Source organism: Deltaproteobacteria bacterium (assembly GCA_029210625.1).
GTDB lineage: Bacteria > Myxococcota > Myxococcia > SLRQ01 > SLRQ01 > JARGFU01.
This window is the reverse complement of sequence record JARGFU010000010.1, coordinates 124158-142770: the sequence shown is the minus strand read 5'-3', so window position 1 is coordinate 142770 and position 18613 is coordinate 124158. Positions and strand designations below refer to the sequence as shown.

12 protein-coding genes are annotated in these 18613 nt (G+C 72.3%); 3 read left to right on the top strand and 9 right to left on the bottom strand.

What is annotated here, in order from left to right; translation table 11 throughout:
• Positions 1 to 18: 18 nt before the first annotated feature.
• On the top strand, positions 19 to 798 hold the full coding sequence (locus P1V51_11380; GenBank protein ID MDF1563638.1) for a hypothetical protein: 780 nt from the start codon (positions 19 to 21) through the stop codon (positions 796 to 798).
• A gap of 4 nt (positions 799 to 802) precedes the next feature.
• Here the strand turns inward: P1V51_11380 and P1V51_11375 are convergent, their stop codons facing one another.
• From P1V51_11375 to P1V51_11365, 3 genes are read right to left on the bottom strand one after another with little or no spacing between them, the layout of a single operon-like run.
• Positions 803 to 2167 (bottom strand): hypothetical protein, encoded by a 1365-nt coding sequence (locus P1V51_11375; GenBank protein ID MDF1563637.1) that lies wholly within the window; start codon positions 2165 to 2167, stop codon positions 803 to 805.
• Between the two features lie 11 nt (positions 2168 to 2178).
• The gene (locus P1V51_11370) at positions 2179 to 3597 is read right to left on the bottom strand and encodes a hypothetical protein (protein ID MDF1563636.1); all 1419 of its coding nucleotides are present in this window, start codon (positions 3595 to 3597) and stop codon (positions 2179 to 2181) included.
• Complete coding sequence (locus P1V51_11365; GenBank protein ID MDF1563635.1) at positions 3594 to 4481, bottom strand: hypothetical protein; 888 nt, start codon at positions 4479 to 4481, stop codon at positions 3594 to 3596. Before P1V51_11365 ends, P1V51_11370 begins: the two co-directional genes overlap by 4 nt.
• 79 nt (positions 4482 to 4560) lie before the next feature.
• Between P1V51_11365 and P1V51_11360 the strand changes: the two genes are divergently transcribed.
• Positions 4561 to 5697, top strand: coding sequence for an FAD:protein FMN transferase (locus tag P1V51_11360; protein ID MDF1563634.1), 1137 nt, complete (start codon positions 4561 to 4563; stop codon positions 5695 to 5697).
• Positions 5698 to 5725: 28 nt separating this feature from the next.
• On the opposite strand, the gene P1V51_11355 is transcribed toward P1V51_11360, so the two are convergent.
• Complete coding sequence (locus tag P1V51_11355; protein MDF1563633.1) at positions 5726 to 12772, bottom strand: carboxypeptidase regulatory-like domain-containing protein; 7047 nt, start codon at positions 12770 to 12772, stop codon at positions 5726 to 5728.
• Between the two features lie 165 nt (positions 12773 to 12937).
• Between P1V51_11355 and P1V51_11350 the strand changes: the two genes are divergently transcribed.
• Positions 12938 to 14317 (top strand): adenylate/guanylate cyclase domain-containing protein, encoded by a 1380-nt coding sequence (locus tag P1V51_11350; GenBank protein ID MDF1563632.1) that lies wholly within the window; start codon positions 12938 to 12940, stop codon positions 14315 to 14317.
• Here the strand turns inward: P1V51_11350 and P1V51_11345 are convergent.
• From P1V51_11345 to P1V51_11325, 5 genes are read right to left on the bottom strand one after another with little or no spacing between them, the layout of a single operon-like run.
• Positions 14314 to 14721 carry a hypothetical protein gene (locus tag P1V51_11345; protein ID MDF1563631.1) on the bottom strand — a complete coding sequence of 136 codons (408 nt, stop codon included), beginning with the start codon at positions 14719 to 14721 and terminating at the stop codon, positions 14314 to 14316. The two genes, P1V51_11350 and P1V51_11345, sit on opposite strands and share 4 nt — an antisense overlap.
• A gap of 31 nt (positions 14722 to 14752) precedes the next feature.
• Positions 14753 to 16363, bottom strand: a complete 1611-nt coding sequence (locus tag P1V51_11340) for a tetratricopeptide repeat protein (GenBank protein MDF1563630.1) — start codon at positions 16361 to 16363, stop codon at positions 14753 to 14755.
• Between the two features lie 17 nt (positions 16364 to 16380).
• Positions 16381 to 16890: a hypothetical protein gene (locus P1V51_11335; protein MDF1563629.1), complete on the bottom strand. Its 510-nt coding sequence runs from the start codon at positions 16888 to 16890 to the stop codon at positions 16381 to 16383.
• A gap of 23 nt (positions 16891 to 16913) precedes the next feature.
• Positions 16914 to 18071: a hypothetical protein gene (locus P1V51_11330; protein ID MDF1563628.1), complete on the bottom strand. Its 1158-nt coding sequence runs from the start codon at positions 18069 to 18071 to the stop codon at positions 16914 to 16916.
• A 31-nt stretch (positions 18072 to 18102) separates the two neighbouring features.
• Positions 18103 to 18567 (bottom strand): pilus assembly protein N-terminal domain-containing protein, encoded by a 465-nt coding sequence (locus P1V51_11325; GenBank protein ID MDF1563627.1) that lies wholly within the window; start codon positions 18565 to 18567, stop codon positions 18103 to 18105.
• Between the last annotated feature and the right edge of the window lie 46 nt (positions 18568 to 18613).

The window sequence follows — 18613 nt, the reverse complement described above, 5'->3', positions numbered from 1 at the left end:
AGTAGGATCCGAGATCAGATGAGACCCCGGATCGCCCCCCTGGCCCTGACCCTGCTCCTCCTCCTGCCCGGCTGCTTCGGCCCCGGCGGCGACGATGGAGATGACGGCACCCCCGACGGGAGCGTCAGCGATGGCGGCACCCCCGACGGCAGCAGCTCCGACGGAGGTGGCGGCACCGACGGGGGTGGGACGGTCGACGGCGGCGGCGAGGACGGCGGCGCGATCGCCCGGGAGAACAGCTCCCTGCTCTGCAGCAACGGCGCCGACGACGATCAGGACGGCTACACCGACTGCCAGGACCACGACTGCCTGGAGGCCGGGCTCTGCGACGCGGACGCGAGCGTGGAGGCCGGGGCGACCGAGTGCGGTGACGGCGTGGACGACGACGGCGACGGCTACACCGACTGCCAGGACGACTCCTGCCGGGCCTCGGCCTCCTCCTGCCAGGAGCTGAGCATCGGCGCCTGCGGGGACGGCGTCGACAACGACCTCGACGGCTACACCGACTGCCAGGACCTCTCCTGCCAGTACGCCGGCCTCTGCGACGAGGAGGTGGGCGACGTCGCCTGCGCCGACGGGGTGGACAACGACGCCGACGGCTACACCGACTGCGCCGACTGGTCCTGCCAGCGAGGCGACGGCACCACGGTCTGCGAGGGCAACGCCCTGACCTGCTCGGACGGCCTCGACAACGACGGCAGCGGCCACGCCGACTGCGCCGACTTCCAGTGCCGCTGCTGCCCCGGCCAGGCCTGCGGAACCACGCGCTGGGTGTCGACCTGCGCGCCCTGCGAGTAGCTGGCTAGCGCACCAGCCAGAGGGCCGAGCCCTCGCTCTCGTAGACGAAGGCGGGCGCGCAGCCGTTCAAGAGGGTCATGCCGAGGCCGTCGACCACGCGGGAGGGGGTGTGGACGAAGGGGCCGTGGTTCGTGCCGTCGGGCTCGATGATGAAGTGGTGGAGGGTGGCCGTGTCCTCCACCCAGGCGACGTGGGCGCGCCCGTCGAGATCCAGGGCCAGGGAGGGCCAGGCGAGGTCACTGGCCTGCGCGGTCCACAGGTGGTCGAAGCTCCCCGTCACGCCATCGACCCGGTAGACCTCGACGCCATGGTTCGAGGTCCCGCCGCCGGTCCAGGTGGTGACGGCGACGACGGTGTCCCCCTCCGGGGTGGCCTCGATCCGGACCTCGGGGGGGTGGAAGTCGGTCTCCACCCAGAGGTCGCCGATGCGCAGCGAGTCGATGGCCGCCGCGCCCCGCTTCAATCGCAGCGTGACCCCGCCGGACTCCTCCTCCAGCCAGGCGATCACCCGCTGGCCCCCGGGGGTGTAGGTGTGGTCGATCCAGCTGGCCGTCCTGCCGCCCCCGGCGGCCGCCACGGCGGTGCCCGGAGACCAGTTGCCGCTCTCCGAGACGACCAGACTGGCGCCGCCGGCGGGGACCCAGGCCACCGTGGGCGTGGTGGCGCTGGCGCCGGGGAGCGCCACCGACAGACCCCGGGTGCCGTTTCCATCGGCGATCGAGGTGGTGCCGAGCAGGGCCTGCGCGGAGGACTGGGCGGGGTCCACCTCGAGCAGCTCGATGTGGGGTCCCCCGATCGCCCGCGCGATCCACACCTTCCAGCCGGCGGTCACGACGAAGTCCGCGGTGAAGGTGTCGGCGAGCCCGAAGTCGATGTTCTGGTCCCAACCCGTGCCCTGCTCGATCCGGAGCCGCAGGCCGGTGAGGGCGTCGGAGTGGAGGAGGTGGAGGCCCTCGGGGGTCCACCGGAGGGACTCCCGGAAGAGCACACCGGTGACGGGGGTGGCGTTGTGAAGGATCGCCTCGTCGTTCCAGTCGCAGCAGCCCTGCTCGCAGGGGTAGCTGCTCGTGCCACAGGTGGTCTGGGTCAGGGGGCAGGCCGCCGTGGCGCCGCCGTCCGGGCTGCCACCATCCGTCCCGCCACCGTCCTCGCTCCCGCCATCGGAGCCCCCCCCGCCGTCGGGATCGGGCAGGGAAGCGACGCAGAGGCCCGCGCTGGTGTCGCAGAGAGTGTGACCCTCGAGCCCGGCGCAGTCGGCGTCGCGCTGGCAGGCGTAGGCCTCGCTCGAGGGGAAGCTCGGACAGCCCGCCGTGAGAAGCAGCCCGCCGAGGAGGCAGGCCATCCACCAGCGCTTCGTTCGGGAGGCCACGCTTCGTCCTCCTAGCGCAGGAGCCAGAGGGCCGAGCCCTCGTCCTTCTGGTAGACCAGCACCGGATCGCAGCCGTCCACCACCGTCAGCCCCAGCCCCTCGATCCCGAAGGCAGCGGTCTCGGGATACTCGTAGGGGCCGATGAAGCCCCCCTGCTGGTTGACGATCGCGTAGCGGATGGAGGCCGCGCTCGTGTCCCGCCCGAAGATCCAGGCCACGTGGGCGTTGCCGTCGGCGTCCAGCGCCAGGGTCGGCTCGGCCATGTCCGTGCTCGGCGTCGTGTTGTAGGAGCCCGAGTCGAGCACCGTCCGGATGAAGCCCACGGAGCCCTCCCGATAGAGGACGACCTTGGAGAGGGAGCCGGTGGTCGTGTACTCGGGGATGACCAGGACCGGACGATCCAGCGGGTCGATCGCCAGGACGATCTCCCGGGGGTGGGTGGCGGGGTCCGCTCCGGAGAAGCCCGCCACGAGCCCCTCCGGGGAGCCCGCGCCCTTCTGGATCTGGACCGTGTACCCGCCCGGGCCGAGCTCCAGCCAGGCCAGGTGGAGCTCACCCTGGCTGTCGAAGGCGTGCGCCACCCGCTCGATGGTCGAGTTGGCGCTGGCGCTCCCGATGACGTTGTCGACGATGAGCACCCCGCTGCTCCCCAGCACCTGGAGGCCGTTGTCCGGGACCCAGGCCACGTAGGGGTTGCCGCTCTCGTCGATCGCGACCGAGATCCCCTCGGTGCCGGCGCTGGTCTCGATCGACTTGGTGTCCAGGATGTTCCCGTTCGAGGTGTCGACCTGCAGCAGGTTCGTCACGCCGCCGCTCAGCGCCTGGATCACCCAGGCGTCCCCGCGGGCATCGATGGCGAAGTCGGCCGCGAAGACCGCGTCGGAGTGGATCTTGCCCGAGTCCACCCAGCCCGACCCGTCGTGGCGGCGGAGCCAGAGGCCGTCTCCCTGGGAGGGCTGGTGCTCGCGGTGCAGGAGGACGAGGCCTGACGACCCGTGGAGCGGCTCGTGAAGGAGGCGCCCCGAGGAGAAGGCCGTGACCCCCTCGAGGATCTGCTCGGCGGCCCAGGGGCAGCAACCATCGATCTCGCGGGCGCAGGCGTATTCGTTCGCCCCGCAGGTCGCCGCCGCGTATTCGCAGGTCGGGGTGGAGGTTCCCCCGTCGGACCCGCCGCCGTCGGGCTCGCCACCGTCCGGCTGACCTCCGTCCGGCTCACCGCCATCCGATCCGCCGCCGTCCGGCGTGCCGCTGTCCACCGGATCCAGGGTGTCCACGCAGAGCTTCCGAGCCGGATCGCAGAAGGGCCGCCCCGCGACGCCCTCGCAGTCGGCGGCGCTGCTGCAGCCGTACTCCCCCTCGGCCGAGAAGCCGGGGCAAGCGGCCGCGCCGAGCAGGAGCGCCAGCGACGAGATGGACAGGAGCCACCTCACGGCATCAGCTCCAGGGTGATCATCGCCTGGAACCCACCCGGGGTCGGCAGGAGGGCGACCCGGGCCGGCAGGTGCTTCGGGCGCGGCAGGAGGAAGGCGCCCGCCCCGATCGCCGCGCCGGCGATCAGCAGCCCCCCACCGACCTTCGCCTCGGTCTGGGCGGTCTGGGCCCGGGCCCAGGTCACCGTCGAGGGATCCTCGCTCCAGCGCTGGTGGGTGAGGTTGCCGTCGAGGAGCAGCCCGCCCCCGGTGAGGGCGGAGGCCGCCCCGACCGCCAGGGCCGTCCAGAAGAGGCCGCCGCGGCCGGCGCCCGCGCCCTCGTCGGGGAGCGGCCCGACGCCCCCCGGCGAGGAGAAGGCCGAGACCGGCGGCGCCTCCGGGGGGGCTTCGCCCCGCAGGCGCGCGAGGGCGGGATCGAGGGCCGCGTCGATGGCGCCCCGCAAGGCCGCGACCAGCGCGCCCTCGCCCTGGGCCTCGGCGGTCGCCCGGCCCACCCCGGTGGCGCTGGCGGTCTCGAGGACCACCACCGTGACGAAGTAGGACTCGCCGAGCATCGAGGCCTCGGAGGAGATCAGGAGGTCCGCGCCGAGCGCCCCGCCGATCTCGGCCAGGCAGCTCTGATCCTCACTGCAGCCCAGCAGCTGCTTCTGGGCCTCGAAGCCCAGCATGGTGCGGATGTCCGCTGCCGAGAGCACCGAGACCCCCTCGCGCCGGGCGACGTCCGAGGCCAGCAGGGCCGAGAGCGGCTCGACCACCGTCGCGTCGACCTTGCCCACCGGGCGCACGTCGGGGATGGCGATCTTGATGGTGTCGGCGCCCTCCGCCGGGGCGGAGATCAGGGCGAGGAGCAGGGGGATCACGATGCAGAGCGCTCTTCCGGCCATGGAGAGGCATGATACCTCCAACGGACGGCCGGCGCGCGCGCCCTCCCGCCCGGCGCCCGCCCGCGCTAACGTCCGGGCCATGAAGACGCTCTCCGGCTGGAAGAGGTGGAGCTGCCTCGGGCTGCTCGTGGCGGGGCTCCTGATCGTCTCGGGCTGTCCGAAGAAGAAGGAGCCCGAGGCCCCCCCGGAGCCCACCCCCGCGGCGGCGCCGGCGCTCGATCCGGGCGCCGAGGTGACGGTCCGCGAGCGGGAGCAGCTGCACACCCGGGTGACGATCACCCTCCCGGGGGGCGAGACCCCGGAGAAGATCGCCGCCATCGACGCGGCCTTCGCCGAGATCGATCGCCTCGAGACCCTCCTCGACGAGTGGAAGGAGGGCACGCAGGTCGCCGAGGTGAACGCGAAGGCCGGCCGGGAGCCGGTGAAGGTCTCCGACGAGATCATCGAGGTGGTCGAGACCGCGCGGAAGATCGCCTCGAGGTCCCAGGGCGCCTTCGATCTGACGATCGGCGCCCTCCGGGGCGCCTGGGACTTCCGCCAGCAGGATCCGAAGATCCCGACCGCCGAGGAGCTGGCCCCCCGGCTGAAGCTCGTCAGCTACCGCAAGCTCGTCCTCGACCCCGAGGCCCGGACGATCTTCCTGGAGGAGGAGGGGATGAAGCTCGCCCTCGGGGGCATCTCCAGGGGCTACGCCGTCGACCGGGCCAGCGCCGTCCTGAAGGAGCGGGGCTTCACCGATCACCTCGTCGTCGCCGGAGGAGACCTCTATGCCTCGGGCAAGCGCGGCGATCGGCCCTGGCGAGTCGGCATCCGGGATCCGCGCAGCTCGGCCGTCCACAGCGTGGTGGAGCTGGAGGATCGGGGCATGGCGACCAGCGGCAACTACGAGCGCTACTTCGAGAAGGACGGCGTCCGCTACCACCACATCCTCGATCCCCGCACCGGGCAGCCGGCGCGGGGCTTCTCCTCGGTGACCGTGCAGGCCCCGAACGCGACCCTCGCCGACGGCTGGGCCACCGCGCTCTTCGTCCGCGGACCCCGCTTCGCGCTGGTGGAGGCGAAGCAGATCGAGGGGATCGAGGTGCTCTTCTTCTCCGACACCGACTTCCAGACCTCCGGCACCCCGGGGCTCCTCGCCGCGCTCATCGACCCGGCCACCCTGAAGGACCCGAAGGGCCCCGACGCCACGACGGCGAGGCCCGCTCTTCAGGAGTGATCGTCGGGACCTCGTGGGTCTCGGTCGGCTACTCGAGGGCGAAGAGCTGGATGGACCCGCTGGCCGAGGAATAGAGGGTGGAGCCGTGGACGCTCAGGCTGCCCCGGGTCAGCCCCCCGGGGAGGCCGCAGTTGGTGGCCTTCTGGGTCACCGGCACCGTCCCCATGCCCAGGGGAGCCGAGGGGTCGGAGACGTCGTGGAAGGCGAGGGGCCAGCCCGACCGGCCGAGGGAGAAGAGGTAGCTGCCGTGGACCACCACCGAGAAGACCCCCGTGGAGCCGAGGGTGAGGGTGGTGGGGTTGGCCGGCACGAGGGTGGCCAGGCTGGCGTCGAGGGCGGCCGAGACGTCGACGATCTCGAGCCCGACGCCGGTGGCGACGTAGGCCGTCCCGCCGCTCACGTCCACGGTGCGGACCCGGGAGATCCCGACCGCGCCCTGGATCTGGCTCGCCCCGATGGAGGTGGCGGGATCGTCGTCGAGGGCCGGCGCGAGGTCGATGATGTAGAGGCCCGTCGCCGGGGCGTTGACGAAGTTGTAGGCGTCCAGGGACACGAAGAGCCGTCCCCGGTGGACCGAGAGCTCGACCCAGGCGTCGGCCGAGGTCCAGTCGGTGAGCTTGTAGGTCTCGATGAGGTAGCTCATGTCGAGCTCGGTGGCCTGGATCCGGTCCCGCAGGGGAGAGCCGAGGAAGACATCGAGGTAGATCCCATCGGACCACTGCGAGGCGACGAGGAGGTAGTTGCCGTGGGCGGCGACCCCGAGGGCCTTCACGCCGGGCCGCAGCCCCCCGTCGGTGACGTCGAGGCCGTAGCGATCGAAGGCCGCGTTGAAGATGGTCGAGGGGTCCCGATCGATGACCTTGTCCCGGTGGGCGATCACCGGTGAGCCGCTGGTGGTCCGGATCACCATGTCGTCGTAGAAGGCGGCGTTGTAGCTGCAGTTGCCCTCCGAGTTGTCCACGACGGGGGGCCAGCCGGACTGGAGATCGACGGTGTTGCCGCTGCCACCGTAGACGAAGCCGCCCCGCACCTCGTGGGTGCTCCCACCCCCGAGGGCGCTGGTGAGCTCGTGGGGCTGGCGAGGGACGCCCAGCTCGACCACCGTCAGCAGCCCGCCCCAGCGGGCCACCAGGCCATAGTTGCCGGCGAGGGTCACCCCGGTCGGCTGGTAGCCGGTGAAGAGGTAGCGGGAGACCTCGCGGCCCGCCGGGAAGTCGACCAGGTCGAGCACCCGGATCCCGTTGTCCGGGGACGAGGGGAAGAAGACCTGGCCGCCGGCCAGCGCCAGCTGACCCTGGGAGACGACCCCCGTGACGTGGATCGCGCTGCCGCCGTTGAGCGCCGAGCCGGACCAGACGGACTCCAGGGGGTAGACCTCGAAGTCCTGGGTGTTGGTCAGGTAGAGCCGGTTCCCGCTGACCACGGCCCCGCCGGGCATCGGAGAGGAGCGCCCCACGGCGCCTCCGATGTAGTCGGCGTCGTCGAAGACGGTCAGGACGTCGTCGTCGAGGGCGTCGGCGACGTCGTAGGTCAGGAAGCTGCCGGAGCTGGAGTTGAACTGCACGATCTTGTCGCGCGTCCAGGCCAGGCTGGAGGGACGCCAGCCGCCCGCGGCCACGCTCTCGCCGATGACATCGAGGGGGGAGGGCACGGTCGCCGGGTTCAGGTCGTAGAGCTTGCCGAGGTCGAGGGCCACCAGCGCGGCCTTCTCGGTCGTCACGTCGGTGCGGACCGAGAGGAAGGCCCGCTCCCCCTCGGCCACCACGTCGTGGAGGATCCGCGGGGAGAAGTCGAGGGTGGTCAGGAGCGCCGGCGCCTCCGGCTGGCTGAGCCGGTAGATGCGCAGGTAGGGCCCCGAGGCCAGGAAGAGGTAGGGGCCGTCCAGGGAGATCGAGGGGCCGGTCGTGTAGTAGGAGCGGAAGTCGAGGTTGTCGGCGTAGGTGAAGGTCGCGGTCTGCACCGGCAGCGCCGGCGCCGCCTGGATCACCCCTCCCTGGAGGGGCGAGGCCAGGGATCCCAGATCGTAGACCTCCAGCATCGTGTCGGTGCTCTTGGTGCCGGCGAGGTAGACGAGGTCGTCCTCGACGATCGTGTTGGAGATGCGCTCCATGCCGGTGGTGACGTCGCCGACCAGGTTGATGGGGTGCTCGGAGGGCTGCCCCCGGACCTCACCGGCGATGATCGGCACCGGGCCCTCGTTGCCGGCGTGATCCACCGGCCGGACGGTCGCGAAGAGCTGGGTGCCGTTGACCAGCCCCGAGAGGAGGGCCCGGTCGGTGACCCCCACCCGCACCGGGGAGGGGCCCTGGTGGGCGTACTGACCCGTGAGGGTGCCGGAGGCCGGTCCGTAGTAGACGTTGTAGCCGACCACGTCGGGGCTGTTGCCGGGCTGCCAGTGGAGGGTGACCGAGCCGTTGCCGTTGACCACCCAGGCCAGGTTGGCGGTGGCGGCGTTCGGCAGGTTGATGTCGGTGGTCACGATCACCGACCCCTCGGGGCCGACGTTGCCGGCCAGATCCCGGGCGCGGATCCGCAGGAGGTTCGGCACGCCGGTCTCGGCCGAGGGGCTGGCGAGCAGGTTGAAGTCGAAGGAGGTCGTGGACTGGCCGCCGGCCAGGGCGGTCCAGCTCGAGAGCTTGCCGCCGAGGATCTCGTAGCGATCGAAGTTCGCCTCGAGCACCGGCCCGAAGGTCTGGACCGTGAAGACGCTGTTGTCCGGCAGCGGCACCACCGTGTCGGCGGTGATCACCTGGGGCGCCGAGGGCGGCACGGTGTCCACGATGATGGTGTCCTGGTAGACGCCGCTCTCGTTGCCCGCCGCGTCCCGGAAGCGGGCCCGCACGGTCGCCGTCCCGTCACCGGGCGGGAGGTTGGCCAGGGTCGTGGTGGCCACCGGCACCCAGGGCTCGTCCTCGGTGCCGTCGGTCCAGATCCGCATCTCGTGGGGCTCGGTCATGGTGAGCGTCAGGTTCACCACGAGCGAGCTGGTGTAGGGCGCGTCCTGGTTCACGACGACGCTCCCCGTGGGGGCGGCGGTGTCGAGGAGGATCGTGTCGCTCACCGCCACGCTCTGGTTGCCGGCGTCGTCCTCGAAGATGGCCCAGACCGTCTTGGGGCCGTCCCCGGTGGGCAGGCTGCGGCTGAAGGGACCGGCCAGGGCCTCGAGGGGCTCGGTGTCGAGGATCCCGTCGGTGGCGATCCGGACCCAGGTGGCGCCGACGGCCGAGGGGCTGATCTGCACCGTGTGGCCCGGGGCCGGGGCGTTGGTCCAGGTGGCGCCGTTCTCGATCAGGAGGGTCGGCGTCTGGGGCGGCGTGGTGTCGAGCAGGATGCCATCGGAGAAGGAGCCGGCGACGTTCCCGGCGGCGTCCTTGAAGCAGACCGAGACCGTGGCCGGGCCGTCGCCGGCCGGCAGGGTCCAGCTCTTGTTCGGGGCGAAGGGCTCCCAGACCACCGTGCCGCAGGCCAGGGAGGCGGCGTTGGCGAGAGCCATGTGGGTCGTGTCCGGAGGAGCGGTCAGGCCGAGGACGACCTGCGTGCTCGTGGCCCAGGTGGCGTCGGCGTCGATCCGGATCGTCCCGGTGGGCGGCGTGGTGTCGAGGAGGATGTCGTCGAAGACCCGGAAGGTGTTGCCCGCGGCGTCTCGGAAGCAGACCCAGATCGTGTGCAGCCCCTGGGTGGCGGTGGTGGGCCAGGTCTTGGTGAAGGTGACGAACTCCCAGGGCAGCCCCCCCACGCTGCAGTCGGGCGCGGTCCCGCTCTCCACGACCGCCATGTCCACCGCGTCCCCGGTGTTGAGGCTCAGGGTGAGGGTGGTGTCGGTGGACCAGGTGGCGCCGTTGTCGATCACGACCTTCCCCTCCGGGGGCGTGGCGTCGACGGCGATGCTCCGGGCGGCGTCGCTGCGGTTGCCCACGGCGTCGATCACGCGGACGTGAACGGCGCGCTGGCCGTCGCCGGGGAGCAGCGCCCAGGGATCCACCACCAGCGAGGGCGCGCCCGCCGGGAGCCAGGACACGACCGTGGCGTTCGAGAAGGAGGAGTCGTGATCCAGCCAGAGCTGAGCCAGCCCCGAGCCGGAGTCCACGGCGCTGACCGCGACCTTGACCTGGCCGTCGGTGTCCCAGGTCTGGCCGTCGGCCAGGGTGAGGGTGAGGGCCCCGGGCGGCGTGGTGTCGAGGAGGATGTCGTCGCTGGCGCCGGCCACGTGGCCCGCCTCGTCCCGCACCTCGACGAAGACGGTGTGGGTTCCGTCGCTGGCCGGCAGCCGCCAGGGGAGCGTGGGGGCGTAGCTCTGCCAGACCGAGCCCGCGAAGTCGGCGCGATCGGAGACGCGCATCTGGTAGGCCCCGGCCGCGGTGGCCGTGAGGGTGACGAAGGGCGAGCGCACCGCCGCCGCGCCGCCCTCGATCTCGAAGACGCTGAGCGAGGGCGGGGAGGTGTCGAGGACGAGGTCGACGGTGGCCGGCGGCGAGACGTGGCCGGCGGCGTCCCGCACCCGGGCCACCACCTGCTTGCCGCCGTCGGCACCGGGCGGGGAGAGGCCCAGGAGGAGGGCGTAGGGCCGCCAGGTGCCGGTGGTCGTCGAGCCCGAGACCTGGTCGACCAGATCGACCCGCATCTCGTGGGCGTCGATCGGGCGCCCGACCGCGACGATGGTGGCGGTGATGGCCGGAGAGGCCACCCACGGCCCCCCCTCGACCGAGAGCAGGGGGGCGTCGGGGGTGAGCTGATCGAGGACGACCGTCGCCGCCGGCGCGATGGAGACGTTGTCCGCGGCGTCCCGGAACTTCGCGTGGACGGCGTGCTCACCGTCCAGGTCCGGGAGCTGGATCGAGGCCGTGGGCGCGACCGGGAGCCAGGCAAGGGGCTGCCCGGCGCCGTCGGTGAAGTCGGCCTTCAGCGAGACGACCATCTGGGTCGCGCCCGCCTGGGCGAGGCCGAGGGTGAGGTCGCGCGTGGGGCTGTAGGGCGCCTGCGCGATGCTCACCGAGACGCCGGTGGGCGCGAGGGTGTCCAGCTGGATGCTCGCCGAGAGGGCCTGGGCGGCGTTCCCCGCGGCGTCGACGAAGGTCACCCAGACCTCCTTGCTGCCGTCGCCCGGCAGGAGGTTCCAGGCGACCGTCGGGGCGAAGGGGGTCGTGACCGCCCCCGCGAAGCCGCTGTCGTGGGCGAGGCGCATCTGGAGGCCGGGGTTGGCGTCGGTGGCGGTGAGGTTCAGGGTCACCCGCTCGCTCTTCGCCCAGCCGGGAGCCGAGCCGGTGATGGCGAGGGTGGTGCCGCTCGGGGCCTGGCGGTCGAGGATGACCGACGCGCTGATCGGCAGGCTCCAGTTCCCCGCCCGATCGGAGAAGCGCACCCAGACCTCCTTGGCCTCGTCGGTGGAGGGGCGCAGGAGGGGGTGATCGACGATCCGGCTGTAGGCGATGGGGGTCACGGCCGCCCAGGCGGGATCCGCCGGGTCGCTCGGCGGGGTGCCCGCGGACTGGAGGTCATGGTTGAGGAGGCGCAGCAGAGCGAGGCCGCTCACCTCGTCCACGCCGGCGGCGAGATCCGGGGCCTCGCTGGCGGTGAGGGTGAGGAGGAGCGCGCCGTCGCCATCGTTGCTGTAGATCCCGCCGTCCTCGATCAGGATGGCCGGGTTCGTCGGCGCCGTGAGGTCGAGGAGGATCGTGGCCTCGAGGCGGCCGGAGACCGCGCCCGCGGCGTCTCGCACCTGGGCGTAGACCCACTTGCGCCCCTCCCCGGCCGAGAGGGTGAAGGTCCCGCTCTGGGCGTAGGGCCCCCACCCCTCCGCGGCCCGGGCCGCGTCCGTGAAGAGCGAGAGGTCCTCGCTCATCCGCATCTCGGTGGTGCCGGTCGCGGCCTGCAGGGTGTAGGGGACGACGCGCGTGGGATCGTTCGTCAGGCCGCTGCCGTTGCCGAGGTTGAGATCACCGGACTGCGGCGCCAGGGTCTGGGTGGGGAGGGTCGTCCGCTGCCCGGCGAGGACCTCGATGCCGCCGACCACCGCCGGGAGGAAACCGCTGCGGGTCGGGACGGCGCGGAGCTCGTAGCCCTGCCCGGCGCAGACCTCGCCGATCCGGAAGCCGCCGTCGGTCCCCGTGATCGAGACGAAGCCGGTGCCGGTGAGCTGCACCACGGTGCCCGCGTGCTCGGGCTGGCCGGTGAGGAGGATGGTGCCGTCGACCGTCCCCCGGGAGGGCGTGAGGACGACGGTCTCCGGGAGGGTCGCCGCCTGGCCGCCGTGGAGGTCGAGGACGGTGGTGGAGGCGGGCTCGTGTCCGGCGAGGCCGAAGTGGAGGGTGTGGGATCCGGGAGGAACCCCGGTCAGCGTGAAGGCCCCGTCGGGGGCCACCACCGCCGTGACGCCGGTGCCCTGCACCGAGACCAGGGCGCCCTCGGCGGCCACCGCCACGGCGTCGGCCGGATCGACCGTACAGGTGAGGGCCGAGACGTTGCCCGTCACCGAGGCCGGGTTCACCGGCAGCAGGACCGGCTCGGCGAGGGTGACGAGCGTCCCCGCCGCGACGACGACGCCGAAGAGCTGCTGGGTGACGTGGTCCCGGTGCGAGAGCTCCAGATCGTGGGTGCCCTCGGGGACGACCAGGGAGAAGGAGCCGTCCGGCGCCGAGAAGGTGTCGTAGCTGCGCCCGATCACCCGGACGTGAGAGCCGCTGTGGTCTCCACCGATCGCCCCCTCGAGGAGCACCACGCCCTGGATGCCGCTGGGCGAGGTCTCGGTGGTGGTGGTGAGGATCAGGCGGCCCAGGTCGACGGTCTCACCGGCCGGGATCTCGATCCCGAAGACCTGCACGGGCTGGTAGCCGGTCTCCTCCAGGGTGAGGTTGTAGCGGCCCGGGTTCAGCGCGGCGAAGAGGAAGGCGCCGCTCGCGTCCGTGGTCGCCGGCGCGACGGCCTCCTCGCCGGCCAGCTCCAGGGTGAGCCCCGAGGCGTCGGCGCGGTCCGGCACCTCGACGAGGCCGATCAGCGCGCCCGGCGCCGGGTTGGTGGACTGGGGGTCGAAGGGGTTGTCCCGGGTCGCCACCTCGGTACCGCAGCCGCCGATCGTCATCAGCAGAGCGAGAAGTATTCCGCCGCGAGCCATCGAGGCCCTCCACTCGAACATCGGTCCACCCCCGAAAACAGGTGCAATGGGGGCGACACGCCCCGGCCCATTCATACCCAAGCCGGAGGGTTTCCGCATCCGGTGCTGTAGTAGGCTGGCCCCGGGAGTCCCATGTTCGAACCCCTCCAGGTCCTCGCTCTCTGCCTCGGCCTCGTCGCCGCGACCGCCCACCTCTTCGGCGCGGCGATCGGCCTGATCCTGGAGCGCACCAGCAAGGAGCTCTCGCGCCTGGTGGGCGCCACCTTCATCGTCAGCGCCTGGTACGCGGCGACGGTCGGGATCCGGCACTCGGGGCTGATCGACGACTCCCCTCACCTCCAGGCCCTCCCCATGCTGCTGGCGGGCTACCTCGGCCCCTTCCTCTACCTGCTCACCCGCAAGCTCCTGGACCCCTTCGGCCCCCTCGACCGCCGCAACTACTGGACCCTCCTCCTGGGCCTGCCCGGGAGCGCCGTCTTCTTCACCCTGGTCCTGAGCGACGACCCGCTGGCCCTGGTCGACGCCGCCAACCGCGGGGACATGACCACCTACCTGCTGCCCTCGGTGGCCTTCATCGCCAACGCCCTGGAGATCGTGCTCTGCGTGCTGGCGAGCGTGGTGATCATCGTGCGCTCCTACGCCCGCGCGGAGGCGGGCTCGGGACAGCGAAGCCGGGCCCGGTGGGCCTTCGGGCCGATCGCCGGCGCCCTGCTGGCGGTGTTCGTCTCCAACATCCTCCCGGCCCTCGGCCTGGGCTTCAACGCCTCGATCTTCGGGCCGATCCTCACCCTGCCCATGCTGGTGCTGGCGCTGGCCGCCGTCCGGAACGCCGGCCAGGAGCGCGAGGCCCTCGAGAACCAGCGCAAGGTGATGAGCCGCTACCTGCCCCGGCAGATCGTCGACCAGATCATCATCGGCCGGCACCGCCTGAGCCTGGGCGGCGACCTCAGGGTGGCCACCATCCTCATCTCGGACATCCGGGACTTCACCCGCATCTCCGAGCAGCTCTCCCCCGAGGAGGTGGTGTCGGGGCTCAACCGCTACCTCACGACCATGACCGAGGTGGTCTTCCGCCACGGCGGGATGGTGGACAAGTTCATCGGGGACAGCATCCTCGCGGTCTTCGGGGTCCCCGAGGGGGACGGCACCGACGCCACCCGTGCCCTGGAGTGCGCCCAGGACATGCTGGCGGCCCTGGAGCGCTTCAACGGTGAGTGGACCGCCGACGGCCACGCGCCGCTGGCCATCGGCATCGGCGTCCACCGAGGGCCGGTGCTCTCCGGGAACGTGGGCAGCGAGAACCGGATGGACTTCACCGTCATCGGCGACACGGTGAACACCGCCAGCCGGGTCGAGGCCCTGACCAAGGAGCTCGGCGCCCCGGTGCTCCTCACCGCCGACGTGGCCAGCGCGGTGGACGTCGAGGCCCTGGTGCTCCGGCCGGCCGGCGACCACGTCCTGCGTGGGCGCTCGGGCTCGACCGCCCTGCTCTCCCTGGCGCTGCCGGGCTAGCTCAGGCCCAGGCGGCGGTGGGCGAGGGTGCGCTCCCGGTTCTCGTGGGCGCGCAGCCCTGAACCGATGTCACCCATGATCTTCTGCGCGACCTCGTTCCAGGGAGCGGTCACGTCGGCGACCACATCCCGGGTCCGCTCGATGAGCACGAGCAGCGAGCGGTGCTCCTCCCGCAGCGCGTCGGCCTCGCCGGGCCCGGTGCAGATCCTCTCCAGGAAGCCTCCCGGCTTCTCCTCCTGCGCGAAGTGGCGCTGGAGCCAGGTCTCGAGCTGGCCGAGGGCCTCGAGGGCCTCGTCCCGCTCCTCGGCCTCCTCGAGGTTGGAGAAGAGGGTGTACATGTGCTCGTGCTCCATCTCGACGGCGGCCCAGGTCGGGAGGAGGGTCGGATCGTTCTCTCGCGTCATGGGGTCTCCCAGACGCGGGAGTGTAGTCCCCTCACCTGGACCGGGCGAGCAGATCCGCTACGCCGCCGATCCGCCGCAGGCGGTAGAGCCAGTCACCGACCTCCGGCTCGACCGAGGAGGGGTCGAGGAGGACGTAGGCGACCAGGGCCTCGATCACCTCGGCCTCGCTCTTCGCCGCGCGGGCCTGGGCGAGGAAGGCGTGGCGGTGCTCGTCGAAGCTCCGGCGGACCTCCGCCTCGATCCGCAGGCGGGCCTGCTCCCAGAGCCGGTCGGCCAGCTCCCCCTGGGAGGGGAGCGCGAGCGGATCCTCCGCCACCCCGGCGACCGGCTGAGCCGGGTAGGTCTCGTCGCTCGCCGAGGTGACGAGCTGGTCGCCGAAGCCCTGCGCCGGCCGGCCGTCCCCGTGCGTGAGGTCGCCCTGGAGCCGGATCTCGGCCCGCAGGGTGTAGGTGGCCACCGGGAAGGTGTGCACCGAGTAGACCGGCTCCTCGTTGAAGGCGGGGGTGTCCCGCAGCTCCTCCCGCAGCTTCTGGAGCCGGTCCCGCTCCTCCTTCTCCTTGCGGCGGGCGGCCTCCAGGCGATTCTTGGCGTTGGAGAGGTTCTGCTCGGCGCCGGTGCTCGTGTTCGGGGAGGGGCCCTCGCGGGCGACGTCCTCCGAGTACTGCTCGACGTACTCGGTCTGGGTGAGCACCTCGTCCTGCGCCTCGTTGAGGCGGCGCTCCTGATCCGTGACCTCGTTCTGCTTGCTCTCGTGGGAGGGGTTCGCCACCTGCCGGGTGCCGCTCTGGTACTCGACCGACTTCGAGTCGTCGCTCCGGTAGGTCTGGAAGGTGGGGCGGCCGAGGGAGAAGCCCAGCTGCACCGCCGCCCTCCCCTTCTCCCGCGGTCCGAGCACCTGCAGGAGCGGCCCGGGATCCCGCGTCGCCAGGCGGGGGGCCACGGCCATGAAGCCCTCGTCCCGCACCTGCCCCCGCGGCTGGATCACATAGCGCAGCTCGTCGTCGAGCTGGCGCCGGAGCTCGTCCCGGCGCGCGAGGTGGGCGGGCACGCCGGTGAGCCGGGCGATCTGGGCGTAGCAGAGGAGCGCGTCCCCCGGGCGCCCGGCCTTCCGGGCCGACTCGCCGAGCCCCTCCAGGACCTCGACCCAGCGGGCCACCACCTGCTGGCGGCGCCCCTCCATGGCCGCCGACCAGGTCGGCAGCCCCTTCGCCGCGGCGTCGATCACCACCAGGGCGACGCCGTACTCCCCCTGCCCCACCTCCTGATCGATCCGGGCGTTGGCGCCGGCGGCGATGCCGTTGATCAGCTCGTCCTTGGCCGCGCTGGGAGGCAGGCGGCGGTGGACCTCGCTGCCCACCTCGATGGCCCCGAGGATGTCCCCCCCCTGGAGCAGGGCCGTCGCCTTGCGCGAGCTCTCCTCGAAGAGCCCCGCCTGCGCCTGGGCCACCTTCGCCTGGGCCTCCATCGACTCGGGCTTGAGCTTCAGGGCCTTCTCGTAGGCGTTCAGGGCCTGGGAGTAGCGGCCGGCCGCCAGGTGCTCGTCGCCGGCCTTCATCGCCTTCCCGAAGGCGCAGCCGGAGGTGAGCAGGAGCAGGAGGGCCAGCAGGGAGAGCAGGCTCGCTCGCGGTCGCAGGGGGATCATCGTCGCGGCCTCGCGGTTCAGGGGCGGGGGTCGAGCGCCACCTCACCGGAGGGCCTGGGCTCGTCCCAGAAGTGGAAGGACCAGCGGAGGACCGGCTTCGCGTCCCCGGCCAGCCGGTAGTACGCCCGCGTCAACCCGTGGGCGAAGAGGATCGAGCCCCCCGCGGGGATCGTCAGCCGCTCGGGGCGAGGCGGGACGGGGGGCGGCGGCGGCGGGCCCTCGTGGGGGACCCGGGTCACGCCCTCTCCGCCCAGCTCCACGTGCAGGGGCAGGGAGAGGACCACGACCTCGGCGGCCGCCTCCCCCTGGTTCTCCAGCACCGCCTCCAGGATCCAGGCGTGCTCGGTGCGCTTCACCGGCTCCAGGATGCGCAGGCGCACGCCGGCGGGGCGCGGGTAGCTCGCCGCCTCCCCGGCGCTGGCCAGCGCGGCCTTCTCGGCCTCGGCGTAGGGGACGGGGGCGCTCACCCGGGCGACTGTATCGCCTCCGGCGAGCAGGAGCAGGGTCAGTCCGATCGCGGCCGTCATGGCCGCAGACTACCGGCTGCGGGTCACCCGTCGAAGGGCTGAGTCGCCGGGGGCTCGGCGGCGATGTCCTGCAGGTGCTGCAGGTAGTCCTCGCCGAGCGCCACGGTGCCGCTCTCGCCGCCGTGCTTGCCCAGGATGAAGGTGCTTGCCTTGTCGATCCCGGCCTGCTCGAAGCCGTAGATGTCGGTGGTGGCGTTGCCGTAGGCCGCGACCAGGTCGAGGCCCATCGCCTTCAGGCCGTTCAGGTAGTCGGCCTTGAAGGCCCCCACCCCGGTGTCGCTGGGCACGGCCTCGGCGTTGGAGTCGGTGACGTGGAGGTGGGCCGGGGCGACCCCCGTCGTCTCCAGCCACTCCCGGGTGATGTCGGTGAGGTAGTAGGGCCGCCCGGTCACCAGGATCAGCAGGTAGCCCTGCTCGACCCGCCGCCGCAGGGTCAGGTCGATGGCCCCCGCCCGCGCCTCCGGGACGTAGGCCCCGGCGCCGAGCTGATCGAAGTACTCGGAGAAGATGTCCTGGAAGAGCTCGAGGTCCGAGGTGGTGAGGGTCCCGTCGATGTCGGCGACCATCGCCTTCGTCCCCGGCGGCACGACCCGCAGCCAGGAAGAGGTGCGGCTGTCGTCGCCCTTCACCCGGAAGTGGAGGCGATGAGCCCCCACGGGCGGCCGCTCGTTCCAGGGCACGCTCAGCGCGATCCGGCCATCACTGTCGGTGAGGGTCTCGCCGATCAACCGAAGCTGCCCCGAGCAGTCGTCGAGGTAGACCTCGACGTACTCTCCCTCGAGATCCTTGGAGATGTCCCCGTAGGCGAACTTCCCGGGGATCGTCGTGCTCTGATCCTCGATCGCGATCACGTCCTGGGCCGAGTGGTCGGGCGCGCCGGCGAGCAGCACCGCGCCGGTGAGCACCGGGTGCTCCCAGTCCACCGTCGCCATCGGCGGCAGGTCGGAGCTGCTGCAGGTCTTGAAGGCGGGTCGGTAGGTGCCGCCGTCGGTGGCGGGGTCCCAGTGCTGCTCCCGCCACGCCCCGTTCTGGCAGACGTAGCAGGGCGGCTCGGGTCGACCGTCATCGGCGCAGACCGTGCCCGGCGCCGGTCCGCAGGCCAGCGCATCACAGCCGGCAACGAGGAGGATCAGCGGCGCCGAAGAGAGCAGCGCGACGACGATGACGAGCCGGAACCTCATGGACCCCTCCAGCGAAGAGGGGCTGATTCTATCAATGGACCCAGAGGCTGCGCTTGCCGCAGGGCGGCTGGTAAGGCCGGTAGTCCTCACCGAGGACCTCCACCCGGTACACGGTCTTGCCGCCGTCGGGCCGCCAGACGCTCAAGCTCCCCTCCCCGGCCGCCTGGCCCTCGATCCGCAGCGAGCCGTCGACCAGGGGCGTGACCTCCGCCACCTCGGCCAGCGCCGCGTCGTGGACCACGCTCTTCAGGCCGCCCTCGACGTGGATCGTCAGGGCCTGACCCACGGGGACCACCACCGCGCGACGGAGGACCGGGCCTTCTGCCGGCCGGGCGTGGTAGCCGCCGACCGAGGCGTGGGCCGCGCTCACCGGCGGGTGGCAGCGGCGCTTCTGGGCGTGGTGGCCGCCGGTCCAGACCAGGGCCAGCACGGCGCCGGCGACGAAGCCCAGGGGGGCAGCAGCGATGCGGGTCGTCCAGGAGTTCCAGGGGTTCATGCCCCTGGAGTCTAGGCCCCTCCCCGCGGACGCGCCCGTGGAGACG